The sequence below is a fragment of the Geothrix sp. 21YS21S-4 genome (assembly GCF_030845995.1).
Classification (GTDB): Bacteria; Acidobacteriota; Holophagae; order Holophagales; family Holophagaceae; genus Geothrix.
Window position 1 is genome coordinate 1,496,489 of the sequence record NZ_CP132719.1, and the last position, 26,098, is coordinate 1,522,586.

Consider the following 26,098-nt stretch of genomic DNA (forward strand, 5'->3'; position numbering starts at 1 on the left):
GCCGCGCGCCCAGGTACGTTGGTGGCCTTGGATGATGTCCCGCATCGCCCCTGCGGCTACCGCCTTCCTGGATCACGCGGCTGGACTCGTCGCGGCTCGCCCTCATTTGAAGACAGGCCCTAAGCGTCGGCGGGCCCGCCCAGCCGGTAGCCCACGCCCACCACGGTCTCGATCAGTTCGGCCGCGGGGCCGCCGATCTTGGCCCGCACGCGGCGGACGTGGGCGTCGATGGTCCGGCTCTCGCCGAGGTATTCCAGGCCCCACACCTGCTGCAGGATCTTCTCGCGGGTGAGGACGCGGCGGGGATTGGCGAGAAAGTAGGCCAGCAGTTCGAATTCCCGGCGCGTGAGGTCCACGAGCTGCCCGTCCACCCGGGCCGTGTGCATGTCCAGGTCCACGGTGATGGGGCCGAAGGCGAGCCGGGGCGCCCGTTCGGCGACGTCGGCGGGGACGGCGCGGCGGAGGATGGCCCGGAGCCGGGCCGCCAGTTCGCGGGTGGAGAAGGGCTTGGAGACGTAGTCGTCCGCGCCGAGTTCCAGGCCCAGCACGCGGTCGATCTCCTCGCTCCGGGCGGTCACCAGGAGGACCGGCAACGCCCGGTGGGAGGCGTGGCCGCGGATGGCCCGCAGGACGTCGAGGCCGTCCATGTCCGGCAGGCTGAGATCCAGGAGGGCCGCGTCCAGCCTCGGTCCCGGGGCGTTGAGGGATTGGAGGGCGTCGCGGCCGGTGCCCACGCTGGTCAGGCTGAAGCCCTCCCGGCGCAGGTGCTGCTCCAGGCCCAGCCGGATCTCGGAGTCGTCTTCGAGGAGGAGGATGTGGGGCATGGGAAGGCCTGCGGCTAGTCTACCGGCTCGATCGGATCGATGCGGAGGTAGGGGTGCTTGGCGCTGCGCCCCTGGAGGATGAACAGCACCTCCTCGGCGATGTTGGTGGCCTGGTCGGCGACCCGCTCCCAGTTCTTGATGACCAGGATGAGGTGGCTGGCCCGCTCGATGCATAGGGGATCCGCCAGCATGATCCGGAGAAGGTCGCGGTAGATCTTCCCGTAGAGGGCGTCCACGCTGTCGTCGCTCTGGATCACGGCCTGGGCCAGGGCGGCGTCGCTGCCCACGAAGGCGTCCACCGCCCGGCGCACCATGCTGCGGGTCTCGGTCCCCAGCCGCTCCAGGTCGCCGGCGGCGAGGATCGGGGGATGCACCATGGACACGCGACGGGCGATGTTGGAACAGTGGTCGCCGATCCGCTCCAGCTCGGGGATGATCTTGAGGCTGGAGGCGATCAGGCGCAGGTCCGTGGCGGCAGGGGAGCGCAGGGCCAGGAGGTCGATGCAGTGCTGGTCGAGTCTCAGCTCCCACTCGTCCATCTTGCGGTCGAGGATGCCCACCCGCTCGGCCTTGGCCGGCGAGGGCTCCCCCAGGGCCTGGATGGTGAGGTCGATCATCTCCTCCGCCACGCCCGCCATGGCCATGATCCCGTCGCGGAGCTCCTTCAGTTCCGTGTCGAACAGCCGCATCAGCCGAACCTCCCCGTGATGTAGTCCTCGGTCATGCGTTCCCGCGGCGTCGTGAAGATCCGCTCGGTCAGATCCATCTCCACCAGTTTGCCCATCCAGAAGAAGGCCGTGTAGTCGCTGACCCGGGCCGCCTGCTGCATGTTGTGGGTGACGATGACGATGGTGAGGCTGGTCTTCAATTCGATGATCAATTCCTCGATCTTGGCGGTGGCGATGGGATCGAGGGCGGAGCAGGGCTCGTCCATCAGCAGCACTTCGGGGCTGACGGCCAGGGCCCGCGCGATGCACAGGCGCTGCTGCTGGCCGCCGCTCATCCCGGTGGCGCTCTCCTTGAGCCGATCTTTCACCTCGTCCCATAGCGCGGCCTTCCGCAGGGCGTCCTCCACCAGTCCGTCGAGGCTGGCGCGGTCGTTGACGCCGAACAGCCGCGGCCCGAAGGCCACGTTGTCGTAGATGGATTTGGGGAAGGGGTTGGGCTTCTGGAACACCATGCCCACCCGGCGGCGCAGGTCCACTTCGTCGATCCCGCCGCGGTAGATGTCCACGGCGTCGATCATCATCCGGCCGGTCACCTTCACGGCGGTGGAGACCTCGTGGATGCGGTTGAAGCACTTCAGAAAGGTGCTCTTCCCGCAGCCGCTGGGGCCGATGATGGCCGTCACCCGCTCGGCGTGGATATCCAGCGACAGGCCGTCGAGCACACGCTTCTCGCCGTAGCTGAACGCCATGTCCCGGACGGAGAGCTTGACGGGCTTGGTTTCGGGGGTGGAGGGACTGAGCATCAGCGGGTCCGCCGTCGGATGGCGCGGTCCATCAGCCGGACCAGCAGGTTCAGGGTGAGCAGCACTAGGATCATCACGGCGGCGGTGCCCGCGGCGATCTCCCGGGCGTCGGGCAGCGTGCCGTCCGAGGTGACGTACCAGAGGTGCACCGAAAGGGTCTCGCCGGGGACGGTCAGCCGGAAGTCGGGGAACTGGGCGCTGGCGTTGGTTCCCGCCGTGAAGACCAGGATGGCGCTCTCCCCGAAGGCCCGGCCGGCGGTCAGGACCAGCCCCGTCAGGATGCCCGTGGCGGCGTAGGGCAGGGCCACCTTGAGGATGGTCTGGAGCTTGGTGGCTCCCAGTCCGTAGCTGGCTTCCTTCAGTTCCCGGGGCACGGCCTGGAGGCTGACTTCGGTGACGCGCGTGATGACCGGGATGTTCAGCAGCGCCAGGGTCACGGCGCCGGAGCGGATGGAGAAGCTCCAGCCCATGGCCTGCACGAACACGATCATTCCGAAGAGGGCCAGGACGATGGACGGCGTGGCGGCCAGGGTCTCGATGCACAGCCGGAAGAAGCGTAGCGCCCGGCCCTTGCCCGCGTACTCCGCCATGTAGACCCCGGCACCGAGGCCGATGGGCAGGGAGATTCCGAGGGACAGGACCACGAGGTAGAGGGAATTGAAGATCTGGGGCTTGATCCCGCCGCCGGCATCCAGCGTTTCCGGCATCCGGGTGAGGAAGCCCAGGTTGAGGACGGGCCATCCCTGTTTCAGGATGGCACCCACGAACACCACGAGGACCGCGATGAATCCCAGGGCGATGGCCCATAGGACGACCCGCATGAGGCGGTCGACGACCTTGGCGGTCCGGGAAGGGCGGAGCACGGCGGACATCAGGCCTCCGTTCCGCGGCCCAGGCGCCGGGTGGCGAGGATCAGGAGCATGGTGAGGAGGTAGAGCAGCAGACCCATGGCGAACAGGACGTTGTTCCAGGGACTGCCGGCGGCCGTGTTGGGCAGCTCCTGGACCAGTTCGGTCGTGAGCGTCGCGGCGGGGGTGAACAGGGCCCGCAGCAGGGGCGCCCGCTCCGTGGATTCGCGCATCAGGGCGATCCACTGGGGATTGTTTCCGATGACCATCTGGACGGCCATGGCCTCGCCGATGGCCCGGCCCAGGCCGAGAACCGCCGCGGTGATCAGGCGGGAACTGGCGGCGGGGATGAGGACGCGCCAGATCGCTTGCCACCGGCTGGAGCCCAGCGCCTGCGCCCCTTCATCTAGACTGAGGGGCAGGGACTCGAAGGCGTCCGTGGACAGGCTGACGATGGTGGGGACGATCATCACCGCCAGGATCATGGCGGACACGGCGAAGCCCGAGGCGGGGGCGTCCGACAGCCAACTGCGGCTCACCAGCGGCAGCACCACCGTCAGGCCGAAGATCCCGTAGACCACCGAGGGAATGCCCACCAGCAGATCCATCACCTGGCGCATGACGTTCCGCATCCAGCCCGGCGCGAGCTTGGCCACGAACACGCCCGTGAGGATGCCCGTGGGAGCCGCCAACAGCAGCGCAGCCGCGGTGACGCCCAGGGAACCCGCGATGAAGGGGAGGATGCCGAAGCGGTCCGAGGAGGGCGCCCAGTCGGCGGAGAGAAAGACCTCGGAAAGCGACAGGGCCCGGCCCGTATTCCCGGCCAGGGGCACGAAGGCCGCGAGGCCCCGGGTGGCCAGGAAGAACAGGATCCCGCCGATCAGGAGCACCACCAGCAGGCTGCAGGCCAGGAAAACCAGGTGCGCCCACCGGTCCGTCAGGCGGTGGAGGCGGCTCTGGCGGAAGGGCGAAGGCCCGGGTTCGATCCGGGGCTGATCGGGAACGGCAAGAACTGGAACAGGCGAAGACATGGGGCCGGCCTTGAACGGCCCACCCGGCCGGGGTACGGCCGGGTGGGGAGGTGTGGGTCCGGCGGAGATCAGAGCTTGGCCTTGAGCGACTTGACGTAGTCCACCGGCAGGTAGCCCGCCTTGAGCACGTTCTGCTGGAACTCGGCGCTGAGGACGAAGGCCAGGAAGCCTTCCACGGCCTGCTTCACCTTGGGATCACCCAGCTTGGCGGGGTTGGTATAGGCGTGGCCGAAGGAGAAGATGGGGTACTTGCCGGATTTCACGGCATCGTTGGTGCAGACGACGCCGTTGTAGGCGATGCCGGCGACCCGGGCCTTGTTCTTCTCGAGGTGCTCCAGTTCCACGAAGGAGACGGAACCGGGGGTGGTGGCCACCGCGGTGACCACGGCGCCGGTGGAATCCTGGATCAGGACGTCCTTGCTGAAATCCTGGTCGTGGAGCAGTTCCTTCTTCTGGACGGCGCGGGTTCCGGAGGACTCGGGGCGGATCACGCGGACGATCTTCTGGTCCTTGCCGCCCACTTCCTTCCAGTTGTTGATCTTGCCGGTGAAGACCTGTTCGGCCTGCTGGGAGGTGAGGGAGGCCACGCCCACGCCGGGGTGGGCGATCAGGGTGAAGGGCTGAACGACGATGTTGTGGTTCTTGAGACCGGACTTCTCCTGATCCGGCGTGGCGAACACGTCGGAGATGCCGATGTGGCATCCGCCGCTGGTCACCTGGTTCAGGCCGGTCATGGAGCCGCCGCCGCTGACGGCGATCTGGACGCCCGGGTGGCCCTTCATGTAGTCTTCGGCGGCCTTCTTGACGATCGGGCCGAGCGCGGTGGACCCCATGACCGTGACGGTCTGGGCCTGAGCGGCGCCGGCGAGGAGCAGGCCTCCCAGGATGGTCTGGGCCAGGATTCGGATTCGCATGGAGTCTCCCTCAGATGGTTTCGATCCTGGAATCCGGGGATGAAGGCCGCGGGCCCTGGTTGTGACATCCGTGTAACTTCACTTCGGGAGACTCCCTTGCCTTGGCAGGAATAAATGGGTTTAATGCTTGGAGATCCTGCGGGCGGACTGTGGCCTCGCCCTTCGCTTCCGGGGATCGCGACCATCCCTTTTTTCCCATTCCGGGTGGCCGAAGTCAGGGCAGGGGCCCCTTCGGTTTCCCGATTTCCCATCCGACATCCACGTCCAGGCCGCCGGGCACGCCGTGCGCCAGCCGCAGCCTGGGAACCACAGGAGAATCCTTGAATCCCAAGAAGATCATGATGATCAACGCCACCGATCCGGAAGAGATCCGCGTGGCCACTCTCATCGACGGCGTCCTGTTCGATTACGACGTCGAGTTCCTGCACAACGAGAAGATCAAGGGCAACCTCTACAAGGCCCGGGTGGTCCGGGTGGACACCAGCCTCCAGGCCGCCTTCGTCCACTTCGGCGGCCAGAAGAACGGCTTCCTCCCCCTGGGCGAGCTGCCCCGCGACCTGAGCGGCGACGGCCGCCGCGGCCGCATCCAGGAACTGCTCCAGCGGGACCAGGAGATCCTGGTCCAGGCCGTGCGCGAGGAACTGGGCTCCAAGGGCGCCATGATGACCGGCCAGGTCAGCCTGGCCGGCCGCTACCTGGTGATCACCCCCGGGAACCCCGTCAACGGCATCAGCCGCAAGATTGAGGCCACCGAGGAGCGCCGCCACTTCAAGCAGCTGATCGACACCCTGGATATCCCCGAGGACATCGGCGTGATCGTCCGCACGGCGAGCCTGGGCGTCACCAAGGAGGACTTCCAGCGCGACCTGGAGTACCTCCTGGACACCTACAAGGAGGTCCTCAACCGCTACAAGCACCGGCACGGCGCCGGGCTGGTGTGGCAGGAGGACGACGTCGTCACCCGCACCCTGCGCGACACCTTCAGCGCCGACGTGGAGGAAGTCCAGATCGACGACCTGGACACCTTCCACGCCGCCCAGTCGTTCTTCAAGCGGACCATGCCCCAGCACCTGGACGTGCTGAAGCACTACACCGGCAAGAAGCCGCTGTTCTCCCGCTTCCAGCTGGAAGAGCAGATCGACCGCATCTACGGGCGGAAGGTGCCCCTCGCCAGCGGCGGCGCCCTGGTCCTGGACCAGACCGAGGCCCTGGTCGCCATTGACGTGAACAGCGGTAAGACCTCCGGCGACGGCGTGGAGGACATGGCGTTCAAGACCAACATGGAGGCCGCGGAGGAAGTGGCCCGTCAGCTGCGCCTGCGCGACCTGGCCGGGCTGATCGCCATCGACTTCATCGACATGAAGCGCGACTCCCACATCCGTGCCGTCCAGGACCGCCTGGTGGACTGCCTCAAGGCCGACAAGGCCCGGATGGAAGTCGGGAAGATCAACCGCTTCGGCGTCCTGGTGATGACGCGCCAGCGCATCCGGCCCAGCCTTCAGCACGTCAACCACGAGACCTGCCCCACCTGCGTCGGAACCGGCAAGGTGAAGACCATCGAGGCCCTGGTGCTCTCCGTGATGCGCCGCATCCACGGCGTCCTGGCCAAGGGCGGGATCGGCGAGATCCGGGTCAAGCTGGCCCCGCAGGTCGCCACCGCCGTGCTCAACGAGAAGCGCCGCGAACTGATCCAGATGGAGGAGCAGAGCGAGGCGAAGATCGTCATCCAGGCCGACGCCTCCATGAGCTACGGCGAGATGACCGCCGAGATCGAGCGGGCCGAAGAGGCTCCGGCGGAAAAGGCCGCTCCCCGACCCCATCGGGAGAAGGCCCCCTCCGAGGACGAGACCGTGGTCCTGGGCGGCGACAGCCCGATCTCCTTCGACAAGGCCCTGGGCGACGGTAACCGCGAGCCGAAGAAGGAAGCCTTCAAATACGATCGTCGGGACCTCCAGCGCGCCGCCCTTGATGAGCGGGAGCGCCTCCGCGCCCTGTTCGAGAGCGCCAAGCCCGAGGAGGACGAGGCGGAGGAAGGCGCCGAGGAATCGGCGGATGACGCCAAGGGCGAAGGCGCCAAGCGCAAGCGCCGCCGGCGCCGCCGGAAGGGCGGAGCGGATCGGGCTGAAGCACCCGTCCACGCGGCCGAGTCCACGGCTCCCGCGGAACCCCGCGCCGCCGGTTCGACCGAGCGATCCCAGCCTGCGGAACCCTTCGCCGAGCCGCCCCAGGTCACGGCGGATCTCGTGGCGAGCCTGCTCACGCCCAGCCGCCGCCCGCGGATCGGCGCAGTCGCCCCGCCGCCGGTCGAAGCGGCCGCGGCTCCGGCCAAGCCCAAGCGGACCCCCCGCGCCAAGGTCGCGCTGACTTCCGAGCCTGCGCCTGCCGCAGTGGAAGCGCCAGCTCCCGCCGAGGCCGCGACGCCCGAGCCCAAGAAGAAGGCCGCGGCGAAGCCCAAGGCGCCGACCAAGAAGACAGCCAAAGCTGAACCCGCCGTCGAGCCCCTTTCCAAGCCCAAGGCCCCCCGCGCCAAGAAAGCCAAGGCCGAGTAGCCGACCGTGTCCCTCTACTGGCTGGCTCCTCTCGCCTCCCTGGCCACCCTTCTGGGTGGCTGGGGGGTGGTGCGCTTTCTCCATGGCCGCGCCCAGTTCATGCGCCTCCTGTCGGGCGTGGCCGCGGGCTACCTCCTGTCGCTGACGGTGGTGCGGATCATCCCGGAATGCCTCGAAGCGAAGGGCGGAGAAGGGAACGCCCTGTGGGTGCTGGGGGGCTACCTGCTCATCCACGTGATGGAGCACGGGATCACCATGCACTTCCACTACGGCGAAGAGACCCACATGGACGGGACTCCGCTCAGCGGCGTGCTCGCCCTGGTGGGCCTGTCGCTTCACAGCCTGATGGACGGCGTGGCCATCGCGGCGGCGCTTTCCACCCACAGCAACCTGGGTCCGCTCGTGCTCCTGGGGATCCTCTTCCACCGCATCCCCGAGGGGGGGACCATCGCGTCCATTTTCCTCGTGCGGGGCTTCGGGAGGCGCGGCGCCCTTCTGGCCGCGGCCACCCTGGCCCTGGCGGCATTGCTGGGGTCCGCCGGACAGGCCTACCTGGATCTCCCCACCGGGCCGATCCTCGGATTGACGGCCGGATTGGCGCTCTACGTGGCCAGCTCCGACCTGCTGCCTGAAGTCCAGAAGGTCTCGGGAATCCGCAGCACCGTGGCCCTGCTGTCCGGAGCGGGGATCTTCCTTCTCAGCGCGCGGCTGCTGCCGCACCACCACTGATCCCGTGATCGCCCTGCGGAGGAGCCGTGGTCTGATCCTGGGCGCCCTGCCGCTCCTGCTGGCGGCCCAGGGCCTGCCCCCGATCCCCCGGCCCGCGCCCCTGGAAGCGCCGACGCCCGCGGAGCTGCTCCCCCTCCGGCCCTTCCGCTTGGAGCCTGGGCCCGGCGTCTCCCGCGTGCCCTTCGATTGGCGCGGAGATCGCGTCCGAGAGCAGGGCGATGTCTGGATCCTGGAGCAGGGTGCCATCCAGGCCGAGGGCCTCCTCCTGCTCGCGGACCGCATCGAGTACCGGCTCGGGGAAGGGCGCCTGACCGCGGAAGGCCACATCCGCCTGGAGGCGCCCGATCTCCGGCTTCGCGCCGAGCGGCTGGAGATGGACTGGGCGCGGCAGGCGGGAGAGGCGTGGGCGCTCCAGATGGACCTGCCGCCCACCTGGACTTTGCGCTCCGACCACGTGGCCTTTCCCACCCTTCGCACCTGGGCCTTCGACGGCGTGGAGCTGAGTCCCTGCCCCGAGGAGAAGCCGGGCTGGCGGGCCCGCCTCTCCTCCCTGAAGGTGGACCTCGACGGGTTTGCCACCCTGTGGAATGCCCGGGTGCTGATGGGTCCCGTGCCCCTCTTCTACGTGCCCTACGCGCTCTATCCCGCCCGGCCGGAGCGGACGTCGGGGCTGCTGCCGCCGCAATTGGGGCTGTCCAGCGCCTTCGGTACCACGCTGGGGCTGTCCTACTACCAGGTGCTGGGGCGGTCGGCGGACGTCACCTTCCAGCCCGAGTACTTCAGCAAGGAGGGGATGCTGTGGGGCGGCGAGGCCCGCTGGCAGCCGGACGTCACCCACGAGGGCAGCCTTTCCGGCCAGACCATTCAGCAGCGAAGCCTCGATGCGCGGCGGTACCGCTACAGCCTCAAGGAGGTCTGGCAGCGCGAGGACGGCTGGCAGCTGACGGCGGACGTGAACCAGGCGTCGGATAACCTCGTGGACGCGGACTTCGGGAAGGGCCTCGGCTACCTGGGCGCCACCAGCTTCGATTCCGCGCTCTATCTGGGACGGGCATTCACCTTCGGCAGCCTCAGCCTCTCCGCCGCCGAGCAGCGCAGCTTCTTCTTCACCAAGGACCAGGGCGATCCCTTCTACAGCCCCGACTTTCCCGCCTCCCTTCGCCGCCAGACCCTTCCCCAGGGGGAATTCCGGTTCTTCCCGCTCCCGGTGTTCGGCCAGTTCTACCTGGACGGCGGCATCCGCCTCGGGCGCTTCGCCTACCGGATCGAGGACAGCGCGGGCGCCCCGAACCGCACCTTCGCCTGGGACCGCCAGGACGTCAACACGCGGCTCCACGGCCGCCTGGGCCAGTGGGGTCCCTTCCGGGCCGACCTGGAGCTGATGGGCCGGGCGAGCCACTACAGCGCCACGCTCGAGACCCCGGTCTTCGATCCCTCGGGGGGCGGAAACGATACCGCCGTGAACCCCGCCACCAGCCCCTTCCTCGTGGATGGCCCCGCGGCCACGCGGTTCCTGGGTTCCAGCCACCTCCGCCTGTCGGGGCCGCAGGTGGGCCGCAACTACCCGGATGTGTCCATCCTGGGCTACAAGGGCGAGCTGAAGCACGTCCTGGAGCCCTATTTCGGCGTGACCCAGACCAGCGGCTACTCTGAGGCCGGAACCATCCCCCGGTTCGACAACGTGGATTCCTTCCCCGGCGTGAACGAGAGCGCTTCGGGAGAGCGGAGCCTCGAACTCGGCCTCAAGCAGCACATCCTGGGCCGCCCCGGAGCGGGCGAGGGCTTCGCCGACTTGGCCCGCATCCGGATCGCCACGCGGTACCACGCCTCGCCCATCATCCTGAGCGACGGCCGCTACAAGCAGGGCTGGGCCAGTGTGGACACGGACGTGGATGTGGAGCCGAACGACCGATTGCGCCTCAGCCTCCGGCGGTCCTCGGACCTGGGAGCCGGGGGATCGGACAACGCCCTGAGCCTGGACCTCAAGGCCAAGGACGGAAGCCGGTTCAACCTCGCCTACTTCTCCACCGGGCTCAACCGCTTCCTGGTGCGGCAGCGGGGCCTCCAGTTCGGCGGGATCCAGCGCTTCTGGGACGACCGCCTGCGGCTGGAGTTCAGCGCGAACTACGACTTCCAGGAGAAGGGCTTCGCCTCCAGCCAGGCGGCCCTCGCCTACGTGGAGCCCTGCGTGGCCTACGTCCTGAAGTACACCCACGTCTCGCTGAACACGAACCTGGTCTCCGGGGGCCGCGAGGACCGCATCGACCTGACCCTCACCCTCCGGGGCCTCGGCGACCTCTTCAGTTTCCGGCGCTGAGGCTCCGCCGGGGCTGGTCCTCCTCCTCGGCCACCACGACCCGGTTCCGGCCCAGCCGCTTGGCGTGGTAGAGGGCTTGGTCCACGCGGGCGAGCAGTCCCGTGGGGCTCTGGAGGCCGGGGCCGCCCACGCCGAAGCTGAGGGTGGGGAAGATGCTCTGGCCGTCGGACAGGAGCAGAGGTTCCTCGTCCACGCGGTGCCGCAGCTTTTCCGCCACCTCGGCGCCGGCTTTCAGGCTGGTCTCGGTGAGCAGGACCGCGAATTCTTCCCCGCCGATCCGGAACGCCAGATCGGCCTTGCGGAGGGCGGAGCGGATCCGCACCGCCAGCTCCCGCAGGACCTCGTCGCCCACGGGGTGGCCGAAGCGGTCGTTGATCAGCTTGAAGTGGTCCACGTCGGCCAACAGGAGGACGAAGGCGCGGCGGTGCCGCTCCCATTGGCGGATGGCGTGCTCCAGGTTCTGGTCGAAGGCCCGCCGGTTGAGCAGCTCCGTGAGCGGGTCGGTCAGCACCTCGTTGCGGAGGGCGGTGGCCTCCTGCTCCAGCACGCTGCGGCGCTCCCGTAGTTCGTGGATGGCGGATTCGTACTCGGACTGGATGCGCCGCGAGTGGACCCACTCGATGGCCCGCTTGCAGGCATGGAGCAGCCGGGGCGCGGAGAGGGGAAGGGAGACCCAGTCGGAGACGCCCGCCAGCAGGAGCTTGCGCTGGGTGGCCTCGTCCCGTACCTGGCCCACCAGGATGGTGTGGGGCAGGGAGCCCTCGTCGCGCATGCGCTCCAGCCGGGCCTGGGCGCTGGCGGCTCCGCCGGCGAGGCCCAGGAGCATCACCGGGGCGTTGAGCGCGCGCTGGGCTTCCGCCGCGTTCCGGGCGGGCGGAGTGTGGACTTCCATGTTGAGGGGGCGCAGGAGTTCCCGGGCGCGCTCCACGAGATCCGGCTGGAGCCCGAAGGCCAGGATCGGCACCAGCTGGGGCTCCCCCCGGGGTGCCATTCCCGTGACCACCGGCCCCAGCCGGTTCAGGAGCTGCTGGAGGGATTGGCGGAGGGGAATGAACCCGTCTCCGTCCACTTCCCGCAGGGCTTCGCGGTCCTCCTCGGTGGGCTGGCGGTCGAGCAGCAGGAAGATGGGCAGGTTCCGGAACAGGATCCGGGTCTCCCCGCGAAGGAGGCGGCAGAGCCGGTACCCGTCCATCGGATCGCCCTCCGCATCCACCAGGAGGACGTGGATCTCGCTCCAGATGTCCTTGGCCAGGGCCTCCAGGGGATCGTTCACGTGCAGGATGTGGCGCCCGGCCCCCTCGAACGCCATTCGGAGGCGTTCGACGAACTCGTCATGGCGGGAAACGACCATCAGATTCATAGGCAGCCATAGTCAGGTGCCTCATGTTAGGCCGGAATCCAGGCAGTGCCTATGGAAAAAAACGGCGAACAATTCGACGATGAAGGGCGCAAGCCAATTCGTACGGAATGGTACCAAGGGTTTGGGCCAGTCGCTCCAGGCTGTGGGGGGCTACTGGGTCGGCGCTGTAGAGCACCATCGGATCCCCGGGCGCCACCGCCACGTCCAGCGGGAGGGCCACCGTGAGGTAGTCCATGGAGATCCGCCCCACGACGGGAAACGAGCGCTCCTGAAAGCCCACCATGGCCCGGTTTCCCAGGTCGCGCCGGTAGCCGTCGGCGTACCCGCAGGCCAGGGTGGCGATCTGGAGTGGATGGGGCGCGACGAAGGTCCGCCCGTAGCCCACGGTAGCGCCGGCCGGGACGGCCTTCACCCGGGCGACCTCGGCCACCAGCTCCAGAGCGGGCTCCAGGCCCAGGGCCCGGCCCTCCGGCACCATGGCGAGGCCGAACAGGGCCAGCCCCGGTCGGACGTGGGTGTCCTGGTCCAGCAGGCCGCGCAGGCAGGCGTCGCTGTTCCCGTGGTGGCGCTGGGCCGGCTCGATGCCGGCGTCCGACAGCTGGGCCAGGCACAGGTCGAAGACCCGCCGCTGGCGGTGGGCGAAGCCCCGGTCCGGATCGTCGGCGGTGGCGAAATGCGCCATCGCGCCGTCCAGCCAGGGGCTCAGCCGCTGGAGGTGGGGAAGGCACTCCCCCAACTCGGAAGGCAGCAGTCCGAAGCGGCCCATGCCGGTGTCCAGCTTGAGATGGAGACGAACGGGGTGGTCGGGCAGGATCCGCGCGTAGTCGGCCAGGTGCTCGGGGCCCACCACGGCCACGGACAGCCCCTCGGCGCTGGCGGCGGGTAGGGCCTCGGGACGGAGGCCGCCCAGCACGAGGATGGGACATTCGATTCCGCCGCGGCGCAGCTCCAGCCCTTCTTCCAGGCTGGAGACGGCGAGGCCGTGGATGCCCGCCTCCTCCAGCGCCCGTCCCACGGGGACGGCCCCATGGCCGTAGGCGTTGGCCTTCACCACCCCCCACACGCTGCGGCCGTCTGCGGCGGCGCGGATGCGGCCCAGGTTGCGCACCACGCGCCCCAGATCCACCTCCGCCCGCAGCGCCCGGCCTTCGGGATGCCGCCTCAGGGGTTCGAGATGCTGTTCATTCACTCGGCGAGGCCCCGCTCTGCGAGCCAGCGCTCCGCATCGATGGCGGCCATGCACCCGCTACCGGCGGCGGTGATGGCCTGGCGGTAGACGTGATCCTGGACGTCGCCGCAGGCGAACACGCCCTCCACGGCGGTGCGGGTGGAGCCCTTCTCCACTTGCAGGTAGCCGGTCTCGTCCATGGGCAACTGACCCGCGAACAGGCCGGTGTTGGGCTGGTGGCCGATGGCCACGAACAGGCCCTCCACGGGCAGCTCGGACTCGGAGCCGTCCACGGTGTCCTTCAGCTTGAGGGCGCGGATCTTCTCCACCTTCTCGCCCATGGGGGTTTCCTGGACGGTGGTGACGACGTCGAGGACCGCCTTGTTCCACAGGGGCTGGATCTTCTCGTTCTTGAAGGCCCGCTCCTGCATGGCCTTGGAGGCCCGGAGCTTGTCGCGGCGGTGGATCAGGTGGACCTTCGTGGCGAACTTGGTAAGGAACGTGGCCTCTTCAATCGCCGTGTCGCCCCCGCCGACCACGGCGATCTCCTTCCCGCGGAAGAAGAACCCGTCGCAGGTGGCGCAGGCGCTGACGCCGCCCCCGCCGCGGGAGAGCTCCTCATCCTTCCCGATGCCCAGCCACTTGGCCGAAGCGCCCGTGGCGATGATCACGGCGTCGGCGGTGTATTCGCCCTTGTCCGTGGTGAACACGAAGGGGCGGACCTGCAGATCGGCCTTCAGGACGGTCTCCGCCTTGATGACGGTGCCGAAGCGCAGGACCTGCTCCCGCATCTCCTCCATCAGGGCCGGGCCGGCCACGCCCTGCCGGAAGCCGGGGAAATTCTCCACTTCCGTCGTGATGGTGAGCTGTCCGCCGGGTTGGACGCCTTCGAACACCACCGGTGCCAGGTTGGCCCGGGAGGCGTAGAGGGCCGCGGTATACCCTGCGGGACCGGTCCCGATCACGACGACTTTGTGGTGGCTCACGGATGCTCCTGGTGGGGAAACGGACGGCGGCCTGCGACGGCAGTCTACCGCGCCAGCCCCCGCTCCCGCAGCAGGGCTTCGGCCGCGGCCACGTCCGCGGGCACGTCCACGCCCAGGCTCAGGAAGGGCGTATCCGCCACGCCGATGGGAATTCCGGCGGCCAGGGCGCGGAGCTGTTCCAGCATCTCCATCTGCTCCAGCGGGTGGGGCGCCAGCCGGGTGAAGGCCTTCAGCGTGTCCGGCCGGTAGGCGTAGAGCCCCAGGTGGCGCTTGAAGCAGGCCAACTGCTCGGGCTTCATCCAGGGTCGGAAGTCGGGCTCGAAGATCGCGCTGTTTCGCAGGTAGGGGATGGCGCTGCGGCTGAAGTACAGGGCGCGCTGGCGGTCGTCCGTGACCACCTTCACGGCGTTGGGATTGAACAGTTCGTCCGGGTGGGCGAAGGGGCAGGCGGCCGTGCCCATGGGCAGGTCCGGCTGGGCGCGCATCAGGGCCACCACGGCCGCCACCGTCTCTGGATGCATGGCGGGCTCGTCCCCCTGGATGTTCAGGACGCAGTCGAAGCCGCCGCCCAGGGCCTCCAGGGCCGCCGCGGTCCGATCCGTTCCGGAGGGCAGGGTCGAGTCGGTCATCACCGCCTCCCCGCCGAAGCCGCGCACGGCCTCGGCGATGCGGTCGTCGTCCGTGGCCACCACCACCCGGTCCACCCCTTCGGCTCGGCGGGCGGCCTCGAAGACCCACTGGATCATGGGTTTTCCCGCGATGGGCGCCAGGGGCTTGCCCGGGAAGCGGGAGGCCTGGAAGCGGGAAGGGAGGACGGCGAGGGTGCGCATCGGGCCAGTGTAGGACAGGCCCCAGACTCCAGGCTTCCCCCTCTTCTGCCGATTCCGCGAGAATCGGGAGTGCCATGGATCAATCCTTCGATGACGTGTGGGCCGAATGGGAGGACCTGTTCGCGCAGGCCCACCAGACGCTGGGCGAGCTGAAGAAGCCCCAGCCGGCGCACGTGATCCAGAAGGCGGTCAACGCGCTGTTCCGCACGACCCACACCCTGAAGGGAATGGCCGGGATGCTCGGCTTCCCGTCCTTCAGCCGGGCCGCCCACCGGATGGAGGACATCTTCGACCTGATGCGGAAGGGCCGCCTGCGGTCGACGGATTCGCTGATCGAGACGCTGGAATCCGGCATCCACGCCCTGGAATCGGGCCTGGCCGGGCTTCGGCGGGGCTGGGCGGAGCCGGATGACTACCTCCATGGGATCCGCCGCCAGCTGGGCGAACTGGAGGCCCTGGCGCGGCCTTCCGACGGAGGGTCCCAGGACCTGACTTCGCTCCTGGACCTGCCGCCGGAGGTGCTGAAGGCCCTCTCCGATTACGAGCACACGCGGGTCACGGCCGTCCTGATGGCCGGGATGCCCATCCACGGCGTGAGCATCTGCCTGGACTTCGCCACCTTCGACGAGCGGCTGCGCGCGCTGAGCGAAGCCGCGGCGGCCCAGGGGGAATTGATCTCCACCCTGCCGTGGGACGTGCCGGAGGACCGCGAGGGCTTGGCCTTCCTCCTGCTCATCGCGGCGCCGGCAGTGGACAGCGACAGCCTGGGCGCCCTCCCGGACGAGTTGCTGGAGCTCCGCTGCCTGGCCGAGCCGGAACGGATCCCCGCCAGCGTGCGCGCCGAGGCCGCAGCGCCCGCCCCGGAGCCTCCGCCTCCCGCGCCGGTCCCTCCGGCGGTTCCGGCCGCGTTGCCCGCGGTGGACGTGGAAGTCCTGCGGCTCCCCGCCCAGCGGGTCGAGGCCCTGGAGGCGCGGCTGATGGAAGTGGCGCAGCTCCGGGATGCGGTCAGCCAGCTCCTGCGCCAGGGCTCGGCTCAAGGGCAGGCTCCGGGTTCCGCCGATCGGCCCCTGGGCATCATGGGAGAGATCGAGACAGGCCTGCTGGAGGTCCAGAAGTCCCTCCTCCAGATGCGGATGGTGAAGGTGGAGAGCCTCTTCGCCCGCATCGACCCGATGGTGAAGACGCTGAGCCGGGATACGGGCAAGCCCGTCCGCCTCGCCTTCCACGGCGGCGAGCTGGAGTTGGAGCGCAACCTCCTGGGACGGCTCACGGAGCCCTTCCTGCACTTGGTGCGGAACGCCCTCGACCACGGGCTGGAGACGCCGTCGGAACGGGAAGCCCAAGGCAAGAGCGGAACGGGCTCTTTGCGCATCTCCGCCTCCCAGCGGGGCCGGAACCTCCGCTTCGACATCCGGGACGACGGGCGCGGGTTCGACCTGGCGCGGATCGAGGCCCGGGGGATCTCCATGGGCCTGCTCAAGTCCGGTCAGATCCACACCCCCGAGTGGCTCCACCGCCTCACCCTGGAGCCCGGTTTCTCCACCCAGGAATGGGCGTCGGAGATCTCGGGCCGCGGGGTCGGAATGGACGTGGTGCGGTCGGAGATCGAGGGCCTGGGCGGCGAGATCCAGATCTCCAGCGAACTCCGCCGGGGCAGCCTGGTGCGGCTGAGCCTGCCCCTGTCCCGGGCGGTGGTGAACTGCCTGAAGGTGCGGTGCGGCGGCCAGGCCTTCGGGATTCCGCTCGGCAGCGTGGTGCGCGTGCAGGCCACGCCGCAGCCCCTCCGCGGCGGCGACCACGTCGGCGTGCTGGGGCTGGACCTCCCGATGGAATCCCTCCAGGCCTGTTTGGGCCAGCCCGAGCCCCCGGGGGGCCAGCGGCTGGTGGTCGTCCTGCGCCAGCAGGGTTCCGCGGCCTCGGGCGTGGAGATCGCCCTGGGCGTGGACGAGGTGGTGGGGCGGACGGACCTGCTGCTCCGCAGCCTCCCTGAACTGGCCCACGCCGAGGGGATCATGGGCGGCAGCCTCCACGGCGAGGGTCTGCTATGGGTCCTCGATCCCGAGGTGGTGATGGGCTTGGCGATGGATTCCCTGATGCGGCGGGTGGCGCATGTCTGAGCGCACTTCGCTGCTGCATGCCCGCGGGGGGGGACGGGAACTTCTCCTGTCCGTGGCGGACCTCCAGGAAGTGGTGGCCTTCGCCCCCGTGACGCCGCTTCCGGGCGGGCCGCCGGGGATCCAGGGCGTGGTCATCCACCAGGGCGAATTCCTGCCGGTCCTGGCCTGGAAGGACCTGCCGGGCTGCGCCGCTGCGACGGGCGAATCCACGGCGCTGGCGGTGTTCCGGCGCCGCCTGGGGATTCCCCTGGAGCGGCTGGTGGGGACGGTCGATACGCCCGCGGGAGACTGGGCGCCCTGCGCTGACGAGGATCCCTGGAATGCGTTCGCCTCCGGGATGTGCGAGGTGGAGGGTGAACGGCGGCCGGTGGTGGACCTCGATCGGCTGCTGGTCCTGCTGCACCGCTTCAGGACGGAGCGCTGACGCGGCGGGCCTTCCGTGCGATGATGGCCGTTTCGTGCCGGAGGCCCTCTTGAACCGTCGCCTTGCCGCCCCCGTCGGAATCACCGCTACCGGGCAGTGCTTCCCCCCTCGCGTGGTCACCAACGACGATCTGTCGAAGATCATGGAGACCAACGACGAGTGGATCCGCACCCGGACGGGGATCCGCGAGCGGCGCTGGGCCGAGCCGGGCACCGGCGCGTCGCAGCTGGGCGCGCCCGCCCTCCAGATGGCCCTCCACAACCGCGGGATCAAGGCTTCGGAGCTCGACCTCATCCTGGTCACCACGGTCACGCCCGACACGATGTTCCCCGCCACGGCCTGCCGCATCCAGAACATGGTGGGCGCCGACAACGCCTTCGGATTCGACCTGAACGCCGCCTGCTCCGGCTTCCTCTACGCCCTCACGACCGCCGCCAGCCTGGTGGCCGCCGGCGGCATCCGGAAGGCCGCGGTGGTGGGCGTGGACATCATGTCCACCATCATCAACCGCGAGGACCGCGCCACGGCGGTGCTGTTCGGGGACGGTGCCGGCGCCGTGATCGTCGAGCGCGTCGAAGAGGGCCTGGGCATTCTCGATTTCGAGCACCGGGTGGACGGTTCCGGCGGCAGCTTCCTGTACATGCCGGCAGGCGGGTCGCTCAAGCCCGCCACCGCCGAGACCGTGGCTGCGAAGGAGCACTACATCCACCAGGCCGGGAGCGAGGTGTTCAAGAACGCCGTGCGGGAGATGGCCGACAACAGCAAGCTGCTGATGGACCGCAACGGGTTCTCCGGCGACGAGCTCAAGCTGTTCGTGCCCCACCAGGCCAACATCCGGATCATGGACGCCGCGGCCAAGCGGCTGGAGCTGGATCCCTCGCGGATGATGGTGAACATCGACCGCTTCGCCAACACCACCACCGCCACCATCCCCACGGCCCTGCACCAGGCGGTGGAGGAGAAGCGGGTGGCCAAGGGCGACCTGGTGGTCCTGGCCGCGTTCGGAGCCGGGTTCACCTGGGGTTCCACCCTCGTGCGGTGGGCCTACTAGGCGGATCCTGATGCGCGTCATCGCGGGTGCCCTCAAGGGCCGCAGGCTCATGGCGCCCCCGCCGGGCGACCTGCGGGTGCGTCCCACCTCGGATCGGGCCCGGGAGGCGCTGTTTTCCATCCTCCAGAGGTGGCCGGGGGGCGAGTTCCTCGACCTGTGCGCCGGTACCGGCGCCGTGGGCGTGGAGGCCCTGTCCCGGGGCTACGAGCCGGTCACCTGCGTGGAGTCGGCGGATCCGGGGTGGTCCAGCCTGGTCCGGAACACGCAGGGCACTCCGGTTCGCACCCTGCGCGCGGACATCCGCCGCCTGCCGGCGGATGCCTTCGGGAACCAGGCCGTGATTTTCATGGATCCGCCCTATGATCACGCGGAAGATCTGTGGGTGAAGATGGCGGATAGGCTCAGATCGTGGATTGCGGCGGATGGTGTGCTGGTCTTTGAAACGGAGGCCCGCACCGCGTTGGAATTACAGCCGGGATGGGCGCTTGCCGAAAGGCGTGAATATGGTGCGGCCCGATTCCATCTCTGGACCCCGGCCTGAGTTCGGGACGGCGGAACCCGTCCAGCTCAGCGCTTCCGTCCGTGCTCTCGTCCTGGCGCGCCTGCGCCTGGGGACGGGCGTCATCTGGGTTCTCGCGTACATCATCGGGCTGCTGCTCTTCTTCTTCACCGCGCCACCGGGGTTCCACCTCACGTTCCCCGGGGTGGCGGCAGCCTTCGGACTGGTTCTGCTGGCGGCGATGGCGTCCTTCTTCCAGATCCGGCATCTGGGGCGGGCGCTGGGCGGGACCCTGGGACCGGAGCTGTACCGCTCCCTGACGTGGTTCCCCCAGAGTTCCTCGCTCCTGTTGTTCTACCTGACGGCCTGCCTCAGCGCCATGGCATACCTGTGGGTGAAGCTCCAGCTCCAGCAGAGCATCTGGGTCAGCTTCCTCACCGTCGCGCTGTTCCTGGTGATCGGCGCCCTTTCGGCCATCAGCCAGTACTTCCTGTCCAAGCAGAACCTGATGAAGGTCTACCAGCTCCTGGCGGGCCAGCCCGGCTTCCATGAGTCGGAAGCCCGGTTCTCCACGAGCCTGCGCGCCAAGTTCGGGTTCGGCATCCTGGGCATGACGGGCGGCGTGGTGCTGCTGTCCATCCTAGTCTCGGGCCTGACGCTCCAGTCCTCCATCCGCACGAAGGTCACCAGCTACGCCCAGAACGAACTGGTGAACCTGGCGGATTCCGTGGCCTTCGTCCTGGAGATGAACACTCCGCCGGAGGATCTCCAGGCCTTCCTCGGGACGCTCAAGCTGGGTGCCGGAGGCACGGTGTCCCTGCGGCTTCCCGCCAGCCGGGGCGGCGCGATCCTGGGGGCGAAGGGCCGGGTGGCGCGGCCGGGCGACATCCTGGTGGTGCAGCCGCTGCCGGACGGGTCCGAACTCCGGGCCCTGGTGCCCGAGGCGGAATACGCGGACGCGGTGTGGCGGGCGCTGCGGCCCAACGCCGCCATCTTCATCCTGGCGTCGATCTTCCTGATCTATTTCATCCAGCTGATCCTCCGCGACGTGCAGCGGCCGCTGGTGCTGCTGAGCCGCAACGCCCGCCGGGTGGGCGAAGGGCACATCGACAGCCTGGAGACGGTCTACAGCGACGACGAGGTGGCCGCCCTCAGCCAGGGTTTCGGCCGGATGGTGGGCAGCCTGCGCGGGATGGTGGTCCAGATCCGCGCCGCCAGCCGCGATCTGGCCAAGGCCTCGAGCGCCATCCGCGAATCGGCCGACGGCGTCCGCCAGTCCAGCCACGGCCAGCGCGAGCTGATCGAGTCCTTCCACCAGGAGATCAACGAGCTGACCGACACCTCCATCGGGATCAGCGCCAGTTCCATGGAGCTGAGCCTGGCCTCCGAAAGCACCAACGCCACCATCGTGGAGATGGCGGCCAGCGTGCAGCAGATCAACCAGAGCATGGACGAGCTGCTGATGGTGGTGGAGGGGATCACCTCGGCCATCCGGGATTTCGACAGCGCCATCAAGAACGTGGGCAAGAACGTGGACCACCTCGCGGGCCACGCGGTCCACACCAAGGAGTTCGCCGAGAATCTGGAGCAGAGCACCTCGGCCATCGACGACAGCGTCAAGATCGCCCAGCGCTACTCCAAGAAGGTGATCCACAACGCCGCGCGCGGCATGGAGCTGGTGAGCCGCAACCGCGAGAAGATCCAGGTGATCGAGCGCGTGGTGCAGGACTTCCACGGCACGACGCGGACCCTCCTCCAGCTCGGCGCGGACATCGCCAAGATCCTGGACTACATCGGGGATCACGCCCAGCAGACCAACCTGTTGGCGCTCAACGCCGCGATCATCGCCTCCCAGGGCGATTCCGCGGGCGACGGCCAGGCCAAAGGCTTTTCCGTGGTGGCCGACGAAATCAAGCAGCTGGCGGGACAGACGGGGCGCTCCACCCAGGAGATCCAGCAGATCATCGGCACCCTCCAGGCGGAGATCCGCAAGGCCTACCAGCAGGTGGAGCTGGGGCTGGACGCGGTGCGGGACGGCGCGGAGTCCGTCGGGCAGAGCGAAGAGGCTCTCCAGGCCATCCTGGAGTCCGTCAGCGAGACCGACAGCGTGGTGGAGAGCATCTTGAACGAGACGCTCCAGCAGGCGGGGCAGGCGTCCCTCATCCATGAGGCCAACCGCAACATCCACAACCAGGTGGAGACGATCCGGTCGGTCATCGCGGAGCAGCAGCAGACCAGCAACTACATCCTGTCCCTGGCCATGAACGTCCAGCAGGCCACCAGCGTGGTGCGCGATTCCACCAAGGAGCAGAGCACGGGCAGCGACGAGATCGCCCGCGCCACGGAGCAGGTCCGCGCCCTGGCCAGCAGCCTCCACGAGATCCTGGCCCGGCAGGAGGACCACGTCCTGTCCCTGAAGGAGACGATGAACCGCGTCCTGGGCAAGGCGGTGGAGAGCGAGCGCGCCATCGAGGCCTCCAGCGGCGCCGTGGAGCAGCTGGGTGTGCAGGTGCACATGCTCAACCGCGAGGTAAACATCTTCAAACTTTAGGCTCTGCTTTCAAGGTGGGGTGCGGCCGCGCGAGGGGCCCGGCCCCTCGCCCTTCGGGATGGGTCCAGCCGCGCGCCCAGGCGCGTTGGCGGCCTTGGACGATGTCCCGCATCGCCCGGCGGCCACCGCCTTCCTGGATCACGCGGCTGAACCCATCGCGGCTCGCATCCACTTTGAGAGCAGACCCTAGGGCGCTGGTAGGCTGAAGCGGATCCCGGGCCCTCCATGTACCGTCTGTCCCTCAAGACCAAGCTGAGCGCCGTCATCAGCCTCCTGGTCCTCCTGTTCGTCGCCTTCGACCTGCTGTACTACCCTCCCTGGGTCAGACGGCAGATCCGATCCCAGGCGGAACTGAGCGCGCGCCAGGTGGCCGAGACGGCCAGCTATGCCCTGGGCCCGGCCATGAACGCAGGAAGGGCCACCGATATCCGGCGGGTGCTCCAGGGCGTTCAGCACCTTCCGGCCTTCCGGTTCAGCGCCGTCTACGATTCCGAAGGCCAGCCCCTGGACCTTTCCTCCACCACGCCTGCCTGGGCGGGGGACTACCTTCCGCAGGACGGCCTCTCCCACTTGTACTTCCGGGCCGGAAGCGAGCTCCTGGTGGCGGCGGGACCGGTCTTCTACGAGGGTCCCCGGGGCCCGCGGACGGGCGGGCTGATCCTGGGGTTCACGACCGAGGACACCCAGCGGGCGGTTCGGGAGACCATCCGCGTCAGCCTGGCCGTGGGATTGCTCGCGCTGGGGGTGGGCATCGGCGCCGCCGTATTCCTGTCGAACCGCTACCTTCGCCCGGTGATCCAGTTGACCAAGGCGGCCCAGAAGGTGGCCCAGGGGAACCTGGAAGCCGTCTCGGTGGAGGTCTACACCCGGGACGAGGTGCAGGACCTGAGCCGGTCGTTCGCCCTGATGACCGACAAGCTGCGGGTCTCCCGCGATGAGATCGAGCGCCAGAACCGGCTGCTGGAATACCGCGTGCAGGAGCGCACGCGCCAGTTGATGGAGACCATCTGGGAGCTGGAGGAGGCCCGCACCAACCTGGAGCACGTGGTGCAGGAGCGCACCAAGGGATTGGAGCGGACCCAGGCCGAGCTGCGGGCCTGGGCCACGACCCTCGAGGAAAAGGTCGAAGAGAAGACCCGGGAACTGCGCGAAGTGAACGACGATCTGCTCACCAGCTACGAACAGCTGAAGGAGGTCGACCGCCTGAAGGACGAGTTCCTGGCGAACATGAGCCATGAATTGCGCACGCCCCTGAATGCGATCATCGGATTCTCGGGGATGCTGATGCAGAATGCAGAAAGCCGACTGGACCCCGAAGCCGGGGAGGATCTTCGGATCATCTACCAGAACGGGCGGTCCCTCCTGGGACTGATCGACTCCATTCTTGACCTGTCGAAGATCGAGGCGGGCAAAATGGAGCTGGAACTCGAAGGGGTGGATCCGGTGGCACTGCTCGACGAGGTGAAGGCCATGGCGGCGGGTCTCGTCCAGGACCGGCCCCTGGCCCTGTCCTACGCCCGGCCAGACGCCCCTGTGCGCGTCCTCGGCGACCGGAACCGCCTCCGCCAGGTCTTCACGAACCTGGTGGGCAACGCCGTCAAGTTCACGGAAGCGGGCTCCGTCCGAATCTCCACCGAGATCACCGACAGCCTCTTCCGCGTCTTCATCGAGGACACGGGAATCGGCATGTCCGACGAGGAGCTGGGGCGGCTGTTCAAGCCCTTCCAGCAGGTGGACGGCGGGATCACCCGGCGGTTCGGGGGCACGGGCCTGGGCTTGGCCATCAGCCAGCGGTTCATGCGCCTCATGAAGGGCCGGATCCGCGCCGCCAGCAAGAAAGGGGAGGGTAGCACGTTCGTGGTGGAGATGCCGCTGGCGCCGGAGGGCCTCGCATGAGCGGCCCGCGGATCCTGTGCATCGAGGACAACGCCATGAACTGGCGGCTGGTCCAGCGCCTCCTTTCCGAAGCAGGCTACGAGATGCACTGGGCCGACGATGGGCTGAAGGGCTGCGAGGTCGCCGCCCAACTCAAGCCGGCCCTGATCCTGCTCGACATCAACCTGCCGGGGCTCTCGGGCTTCGAGGTGGCCACCAAGCTGCGCCAGAATCGCGACCTCGACGCCACCCTCATCATCGCCCTCACGGCCAAGACCATGCGGAGCGACCGGGAGACGGCGCTGGTGACGGGCTGCGACGGGTTCATCTCCAAGCCCATCGATCCCTTCCTGTTCGTCAGCCAGGTGGAAGCCTATCTGGGCGGGCACCGCGATCGGCTGGAGCACGGACGGGAAGGCGAGGCCCTCCGCCAGTTCACCCAGAAAGTGGTGGAGCACCTGGAAACCCAGTTGCGAGAGGCCCAGGAGGGCAACCGGAAGCTGCTGGAGGCCCAGAGCGCCCTGGAGCTGCGCAGCTACCACCTGTCCAGGCTGCTCGCCCTCAGCAAGGAGATCATCCCCCTGCGGGAGGAAGAGGAGATCCTGTCCCGCGTCCTGGGCCGGCTGCGGGAGGACCAGGGGCTCGATCACCTCAGCCTCTATCGGCTCCACCCCAGCGGGACCTACCTGCACGGCCTCGCGTGGAAGGACGCGGCGTTTGGCGAGACGACCGTCCTGCCCGGCGCCCATCCGCTCCCGGTCCGGGCGGGAGCCCTCCCCCTGACCGGCGTCCTGCTCGACGCGGATCTGCGCCAGACCGCCATGTGGGAGCAGGGCATCGACCTGGGGCTGTGGGATCCGCGGAACCAGGCGCTCTTCCTTCCCCTCCGCAGCCGCTCCCACGAGGCGGGGCTGTGGGGTTTTCTCGCCGCCGACCGAGGAGGGAAGCCGTTCCAGCCCTTCGAGGCGGAACTGGTCGCCCTTCACGCGGGGCTCCTCCAGGTCAGCCTGGAGAACGCCGACCTGATCGCCCACCTAGACGAGACCAGCCTGGCCCTCGGCACCAGTTACGAAGGGCTGGAATCCGCCCACGAAGCCCTCAAGGAGGCCCAGCGCGCCCTCGGAGCCAAGGACCGCAAGGCCGCCCTGGGCGACCTGTTCCTGCGGATGGCCCAGCGCCTCCAACTGCCCGTGACCACCCTCAAGGCCGAGAGCCAGGCGATGTCGGCCCTCATCGACCGGACGGAGGGGGGCGGGGAATTCCATGTGGAGTGCCGGCGCGCCATGGATCAGATCAGCCGGGCCACCACCCAGGTGGAGAGCCTGTTCCGCGCCCTCCTCCGCCGGGCGGGGCAGGGGGAGACCAGCACGCCCGAATGGATCCACCTTCACGAACTGCTCCGCCAGGAGGTGGAGCTTTCCCGCGCGGAAAGCAGCGGCCCCGCGGGGCTGGCCGTGCATTTGAACTTCCAGGCCTCCCGTGACCTGCTGTACGGGGTGTACACGGATTTTTCGGAAGCGCTGAAGTACCTCCTCGCCCATGCCCGGGGTGGGGAACCCGGGCCCATCCGGATCCGCACCTGGGGCGGGAACCGGCACTTCCGGCTGGAAGTGGAGGACGAAGGCGGTCCCATCCGCCAGGAGGACATGGAGCAGGCGTTCGAGCCCTTTTCCACCCTGCGCGGCGTGGAACCGGGCCCCGGCCGCCGTCCCGGCAAGGGCCTGCCCCACTGCGTGCAGCTGATGACCGCCTACGGAGGCACCGTCGTTCTGGAATCTTCGGAAGGCGGGACCCGCGTGCGGATCAGCCTGCCGATGGAGTGACGCCCGGGCGGGTGACCACTTTCTCGATTCGCTTCTCGTAGGCGGTGCCTAGCACCAGACGATGGACGAAGATGCCGGGCGTGTGGATGGCATCGGGATCCAGGTCGCCCACGGCGACGATCTCCTCCACTTCCGCGATGCAGATCTTCCCGCAGGTGGCCGCGGCGGGATTGAAATTGCGGGCGGTCTTGCGGTACACGAGGTTGCCCAGGCGGTCCGCCTTCCAGGCCTTCACCAGGGCGAAGTCGGCGACGATGGCCGCTTCCAGGACGCACTCTCGCCCGCCGAACAGGCGCGTCTCCTTGCCTTCCGCCACCGGCGTTCCGGCGCCCGTCGGGGTGAAGAAGGCCGGGATGCCGGCGCCTCCCGCCCGCATCCGCTCGGCCAGCGTGCCCTGGGGCACCAGGTCGACCTCCAGCTCGCCGCTGAGGAACTGGCGCTCGAATTCGGCGTTCTCTCCCACGTAGCTGCTCACCATCTTCCGGATCTGGCGGTTCCGCAGCAGGATTCCCAGCCCGAAACCATCCACGCCCGCGTTGTTGGAATAGCAGGTGAGATCCTTCACGCCGGTTTGAGCCAGGGCGGCGATCAGATGCTCGGGGATCCCGCAGAGCCCGAATCCGCCCACGGCCAAGTGGGCGCCGTCCGGAATGTCCTTCACGGCTTCCAGGGCGGTGGAGACGCGCTTGTCGATCATGGGTGCCTCGGATGTGGATGTGCCCCAGTGTGCC

General features: G+C 68.7%; 21 protein-coding genes. 10 read left to right on the top strand and 11 right to left on the bottom strand.

Features of this window, described 5'->3' with window-relative positions:
- Positions 1-119: 119 nt before the first annotated feature.
- The 6 genes from RAH39_RS06815 to RAH39_RS06840 all read right to left on the bottom strand — a co-directional run bounded on the left by RAH39_RS06815 (position 120) and on the right by RAH39_RS06840 (position 5,088).
- Positions 120-824 carry a response regulator transcription factor gene (locus tag RAH39_RS06815; protein WP_306592059.1) on the bottom strand — a complete coding sequence of 235 codons (705 nt, stop codon included), beginning with the start codon at positions 822-824 and terminating at the stop codon, positions 120-122.
- A 14-nt stretch (positions 825-838) separates the two neighbouring features.
- Entirely contained in the window at positions 839-1,513 is a 675-nt protein-coding gene (phoU, locus tag RAH39_RS06820; RefSeq protein ID WP_306592060.1) for a phosphate signaling complex protein PhoU, read from the bottom strand.
- A complete protein-coding gene (pstB, locus tag RAH39_RS06825) occupies positions 1,513-2,295 on the bottom strand; it encodes a phosphate ABC transporter ATP-binding protein PstB (RefSeq protein ID WP_306592061.1) in 783 nt (260 codons plus the stop codon). Before pstB ends, phoU begins: the two co-directional genes overlap by 1 nt.
- The gene (pstA, locus tag RAH39_RS06830) at positions 2,295-3,167 is read right to left on the bottom strand and encodes a phosphate ABC transporter permease PstA (RefSeq protein WP_306592062.1); all 873 of its coding nucleotides are present in this window, start codon (positions 3,165-3,167) and stop codon (positions 2,295-2,297) included. The genes pstB and pstA overlap by 1 nt, the downstream gene beginning before the upstream one ends.
- The gene (gene pstC, locus RAH39_RS06835; protein WP_306592063.1) at positions 3,167-4,174 is read right to left on the bottom strand and encodes a phosphate ABC transporter permease subunit PstC; all 1,008 of its coding nucleotides are present in this window, start codon (positions 4,172-4,174) and stop codon (positions 3,167-3,169) included. The genes pstA and pstC overlap by 1 nt, the downstream gene beginning before the upstream one ends.
- Positions 4,175-4,242: 68 nt before the next feature.
- Complete coding sequence (locus RAH39_RS06840) at positions 4,243-5,088, bottom strand: phosphate ABC transporter substrate-binding protein (protein WP_306592064.1); 846 nt, start codon at positions 5,086-5,088, stop codon at positions 4,243-4,245.
- 320 nt (positions 5,089-5,408) lie between these two features.
- On the opposite strand from RAH39_RS06840, the gene RAH39_RS06845 reads away from it, so the two are divergent.
- The 3 genes from RAH39_RS06845 to RAH39_RS06855 are packed head-to-tail and all read left to right on the top strand — an operon-like array spanning position 5,409 to position 10,683.
- Positions 5,409-7,637, top strand: coding sequence for an Rne/Rng family ribonuclease (locus RAH39_RS06845; protein WP_306592065.1), 2,229 nt, complete (start codon positions 5,409-5,411; stop codon positions 7,635-7,637).
- 6 nt (positions 7,638-7,643) lie between these two features.
- Entirely contained in the window at positions 7,644-8,366 is a 723-nt protein-coding gene (locus RAH39_RS06850) for a ZIP family metal transporter (RefSeq protein ID WP_306592066.1), read from the top strand.
- 4 nt (positions 8,367-8,370) lie between these two features.
- On the top strand, positions 8,371-10,683 hold the full coding sequence (locus RAH39_RS06855; protein WP_306592067.1) for an LPS-assembly protein LptD: 2,313 nt from the start codon (positions 8,371-8,373) through the stop codon (positions 10,681-10,683).
- On the opposite strand, the gene RAH39_RS06860 is transcribed toward RAH39_RS06855, so the two are convergent.
- The 4 genes from RAH39_RS06860 to kdsB are packed head-to-tail and all read right to left on the bottom strand — an operon-like array spanning position 10,667 to position 15,027.
- Positions 10,667-12,034 carry a GGDEF domain-containing protein gene (locus tag RAH39_RS06860; protein ID WP_306592068.1) on the bottom strand — a complete coding sequence of 456 codons (1,368 nt, stop codon included), beginning with the start codon at positions 12,032-12,034 and terminating at the stop codon, positions 10,667-10,669. The genes RAH39_RS06855 and RAH39_RS06860 overlap by 17 nt on opposite strands.
- A 58-nt stretch (positions 12,035-12,092) precedes the next feature.
- Entirely contained in the window at positions 12,093-13,232 is a 1,140-nt protein-coding gene (gene alr / locus RAH39_RS06865; protein ID WP_306592069.1) for an alanine racemase, read from the bottom strand.
- A complete protein-coding gene (trxB, locus tag RAH39_RS06870) occupies positions 13,229-14,197 on the bottom strand; it encodes a thioredoxin-disulfide reductase (protein ID WP_306592070.1) in 969 nt (322 codons plus the stop codon). Before trxB ends, alr begins: the two co-directional genes overlap by 4 nt.
- Before the next feature lie 44 nt (positions 14,198-14,241).
- Positions 14,242-15,027, bottom strand: a complete 786-nt coding sequence (kdsB, locus tag RAH39_RS06875; protein ID WP_306592071.1) for a 3-deoxy-manno-octulosonate cytidylyltransferase — start codon at positions 15,025-15,027, stop codon at positions 14,242-14,244.
- A 74-nt stretch (positions 15,028-15,101) separates the two neighbouring features.
- Here kdsB and RAH39_RS06880 point away from each other — a divergent pair, with 74 nt between their 5' ends.
- From RAH39_RS06880 to RAH39_RS06910, 7 genes are all read left to right on the top strand, one after another.
- Positions 15,102-17,144 carry a chemotaxis protein CheA gene (locus tag RAH39_RS06880; RefSeq protein ID WP_306592072.1) on the top strand — a complete coding sequence of 681 codons (2,043 nt, stop codon included), beginning with the start codon at positions 15,102-15,104 and terminating at the stop codon, positions 17,142-17,144.
- Positions 17,137-17,568 (top strand): chemotaxis protein CheW, encoded by a 432-nt coding sequence (locus RAH39_RS06885; RefSeq protein ID WP_306592073.1) that lies wholly within the window; start codon positions 17,137-17,139, stop codon positions 17,566-17,568. Before RAH39_RS06880 ends, RAH39_RS06885 begins: the two co-directional genes overlap by 8 nt.
- 49 nt (positions 17,569-17,617) lie before the next feature.
- Complete coding sequence (locus RAH39_RS06890; protein ID WP_306592074.1) at positions 17,618-18,619, top strand: beta-ketoacyl-ACP synthase III; 1,002 nt, start codon at positions 17,618-17,620, stop codon at positions 18,617-18,619.
- 10 nt (positions 18,620-18,629) lie between these two features.
- The gene (locus tag RAH39_RS06895; protein WP_306592075.1) at positions 18,630-19,160 is read left to right on the top strand and encodes an RsmD family RNA methyltransferase; all 531 of its coding nucleotides are present in this window, start codon (positions 18,630-18,632) and stop codon (positions 19,158-19,160) included.
- Positions 19,123-21,669 (top strand): methyl-accepting chemotaxis protein, encoded by a 2,547-nt coding sequence (locus tag RAH39_RS06900; protein WP_306592076.1) that lies wholly within the window; start codon positions 19,123-19,125, stop codon positions 21,667-21,669. Before RAH39_RS06895 ends, RAH39_RS06900 begins: the two co-directional genes overlap by 38 nt.
- A gap of 225 nt (positions 21,670-21,894) precedes the next feature.
- Entirely contained in the window at positions 21,895-23,565 is a 1,671-nt protein-coding gene (locus RAH39_RS06905) for a sensor histidine kinase (protein WP_306592077.1), read from the top strand.
- Positions 23,562-25,367 carry a response regulator gene (locus RAH39_RS06910; protein WP_306592078.1) on the top strand — a complete coding sequence of 602 codons (1,806 nt, stop codon included), beginning with the start codon at positions 23,562-23,564 and terminating at the stop codon, positions 25,365-25,367. The genes RAH39_RS06905 and RAH39_RS06910 overlap by 4 nt, the downstream gene beginning before the upstream one ends.
- On the opposite strand, the gene RAH39_RS06915 is transcribed toward RAH39_RS06910, so the two are convergent.
- Entirely contained in the window at positions 25,348-26,064 is a 717-nt protein-coding gene (locus tag RAH39_RS06915) for a CoA transferase subunit A (RefSeq protein ID WP_306592079.1), read from the bottom strand. The genes RAH39_RS06910 and RAH39_RS06915 overlap by 20 nt on opposite strands.
- Positions 26,065-26,098: the final 34 nt, after the last annotated feature.